Here is a 2,174-nt window from a genome sequence, read left to right as displayed (position 1 = left end):
ACCTGCGAGCCGGGACTCGAGCTGTTCGGCGCGCTCCTGGCGGGCGGCGAGCTCCTCGCGCACCCGCCCGGCGGCGCGCTCGCGCTCGTCCGCGAGGGCCTCCTGGGCCCGCAGCTGCTCGGTCGCGGTCTGCTCGGCCCGCTGTTGCTCGGCGAGGCGGGCCCGGTCCGCGGCCTCGGTGTAGCGCCACGACCAGGCCACCGCGGCGCACTCGCCGAGCAGCAGCACGGCGTGCAGGAGGGCGAAGGCGATCGGGTGCGCCTGGGCGCGGGAGTCGGAGAACACCATGTCGGGGGCCCAGAGGCCCATGCCGATGTGGTGCACGGCGACGATCCCGATCGCCAGGAGGAACGGCGTCCAGGTCTGGTAGAGCGCGACCAGTGCCACGGTCACGAAGAAGTGCAGATGCAGGTCGGTCATGCCGCCCGAGATGTGCACGAGCAGGCACGAGGTGCCGATGAGACCCGTGCTGATCGCCGCCGAGCGCACCACCTGGCTCTGCGCGAGCTGTCCGACGACGAGGAGGGCGACGATCGCGGCGAGGCCGGCGATCGGCACCCACCCGCACCCGCAGCCGTCCGCGCCGGAGAGGCCGCCATCGGGGTGCCACCAGAGGGCGAGGCTGCCGAGCAGGGGGAGGTGGAGGATGAGCACCAGGCTCAGGGCGTTGTGCCGGCTGCGGAACTCGTCCTCCGAGAGACGGGCGCCGCGGGGCACCCAGGACTGCTCCGGCCGCGAGGCGGTCGGGGTCATGCCCGTTCATCGACGCCGGGCCCACGGACCTGAGAGGTCGGCCGGCCTCAAGCCGACGCGGCCCCGACGACCTCGAGCCGCTCGGCGAGCACGCCCGCCCAGGCGAGGTCGGTGACGAAGGATGTCACCAGGTCGCGCCCGTCGGGCACGAGGATCGTCAGCTCGCGGCCGGTGAGCTCGGTGCGGGCGCCGGGCAGGTGCTGGGCACGCTCGGTGGCTGCCGCGGCGTCGCCCTCGGAGGAGAAGCGCAGCGAGATCTTGTCGGAGGTGGTCGGCACGAGCCGGAGGGTGCGGGTCGTCATGGCAGGACGCTAGGGAGGCAAGCGGTCAGATCCTGACCGCTTGCGGACCTAGTCTCGGACGCGTGAACACCAGCGCCCGGATGCTCCGCCTGCTCTCGCTGCTGCAGACCCACCGGTACTGGCCGGGCGGCGAGCTGTCCGCGCGGCTCGAGGTCAGCCCGCGCACGCTGCGCCGCGACATCGACCGGCTGCGCGAGCTCGGCTACGCGGTGGACGCCGTACGCGGCGTCGCCGGTGGCTACCAGCTGCGCGCCGGCGGCCAGCTGCCGCCGCTGGTGCTCGAGGACGACGAGGCGGTGACGATCGCGGTCGCGCTGCGCACCGCCGCGTCCGGCGCCGTCGCGGGCATGGAGGAGACCGCGATCCAGGCGCTGACCAAGGTGATCGGGGTGATGCCGCCCAAGCTGCGCCGCCGGATGGATGCCGTGCACTCGCAGACCGACGGGGTGCCATGGGGCGGTGGCCCGGCGCTCGACGCGGGAGTGCTCACGACACTGGCGCAGGCCTGCCGCGACGACGAGCCGGTGTCGTTCCACTACACCGCGCGCGACGGCGCGGCGACCGAGCGCCGGGTCGAGCCCTACCGCCTGGTCTGCCTCGGCCGCCGCTGGTACCTCGTGGCCTACGACCGCGACCGCCAGGACTGGCGCTGCTTCCGGGTCGACCGGGTCAGCGCGCCGCGCGCCTCGGGGCAGCGGTTCGTGCCGCGGACGCTGCCGGCGCCGGACGCCCCGACGTTCGTCCGGGCCGGCATCCAGTCGATGCCGCAGCGCTACGAGGTACGGGTGCGCCTCGAGCTCGACGCCGCCGCGGTCGAGGAGTACGTCGGTCGCTGGGCGACCGTCACGGCCGACGGTCCGGGCGCCTGCCGGATGGTGATGCCCACCGACACCCTGGACTGGCCGCTGATGGTCCTCGCCCGCCTCGGCGTCGACTTCGTCGTCGAGGGTCCCGACGAACTGCGCGACCAGGTCGCCTCCGCTGCCGAGCGGTTCGCGCGGGCCACCGCCCGACCCTGACCCCCGCGTCAGGCGGCGGCGGGCTCGCCCACCGGGGCCTCGAGACGCACCCACGCGGCGGGGCGGGGGACCGAGCGCACCGACGGCGCCAGGGTCGGGA

3 protein-coding genes are annotated in these 2,174 nt (G+C 74.8%); 1 reads left to right on the top strand and 2 read right to left on the bottom strand.

Translation table 11 applies throughout. The annotated features are described in order from the left end of the window. On the bottom strand, window positions 1–753 hold a 753-nt coding region (locus Q0L15_RS20095; RefSeq protein ID WP_296606403.1), incomplete at its 3' end, for a hypothetical protein. A 47-nt stretch (window positions 754–800) separates the two neighbouring features. Continuing rightward, window positions 801–1,055: a hypothetical protein gene (locus tag Q0L15_RS20090; RefSeq protein WP_296606402.1), complete on the bottom strand. Its 255-nt coding sequence runs from the start codon at window positions 1,053–1,055 to the stop codon at window positions 801–803. 62 nt (window positions 1,056–1,117) lie between these two features. On the opposite strand from Q0L15_RS20090, the gene Q0L15_RS20085 reads away from it, so the two are divergent. Then, on the top strand, window positions 1,118–2,074 hold the full coding sequence (locus Q0L15_RS20085; protein WP_296606400.1) for a YafY family protein: 957 nt from the start codon (window positions 1,118–1,120) through the stop codon (window positions 2,072–2,074). The last annotated feature ends 100 nt before the right edge of the window (window positions 2,075–2,174 follow it).

The organism is Nocardioides sp., assembly GCF_024509035.1.
In the GTDB taxonomy this organism is placed as follows: Bacteria; Actinomycetota; Actinomycetes; order Propionibacteriales; family Nocardioidaceae; genus Nocardioides.
The sequence above is the reverse complement of the archived record's forward strand: the minus strand, read 5'-3'. Positions and strand labels throughout refer to the sequence as shown.

Coding starts and splice junctions, on each gene's coding strand:
- Q0L15_RS20090 (WP_296606402.1), bottom strand. CDS start 1,055: ATGACGACCCGCACCCTCCGGCTCGTGCCGACCACCTCCGACAAGATC.